At 67.4% G+C, this 282-nt stretch carries 1 pseudogene; it reads right to left on the bottom strand.

The features are described from left to right. Positions 1-143: 143 nt before the first annotated feature. A pseudogene (trpD, locus tag ACLJNW_RS24565) lies at positions 144-282 on the bottom strand (anthranilate phosphoribosyltransferase); the annotation flags it as partial.

The following is a 282-nucleotide window of genomic DNA, read 5'->3' as shown; positions in this document are numbered from 1 at the left end:
CTCCAGCAGGGCATTGGCGAAGCCGCGCGGCGCATCGGCGCTACGCGCCAGCCGCTCGACCTCTGCCAGGTTGACGCGCGCACGGCGCTCGGCGACCTCCTCGGCCTTGCGGGCGAGGATCTTCTGCAGAACCGTCGGCACACTCACTGTGCGTTCTCCTCTCTGTAAACGGCGGTGAAGGCCACCAGTTCGTCCATCTTCTCCCGTGCCAGCCCGGTGTGCAGGGCATCGTGGGCCAGTTGAATGCCCTCGTGCAGGCTGGTCGCCAGATCGGCAGCGTAC

Source organism: Salmonella sp. SAL4457 (genome assembly GCF_046548235.1).
Taxonomy (GTDB): Bacteria; Pseudomonadota; Gammaproteobacteria; order Enterobacterales; family Enterobacteriaceae; genus Salmonella; species Salmonella enterica.
The sequence above is the reverse complement of the archived record's forward strand: the minus strand, read 5'-3'. Positions and strand labels throughout refer to the sequence as shown.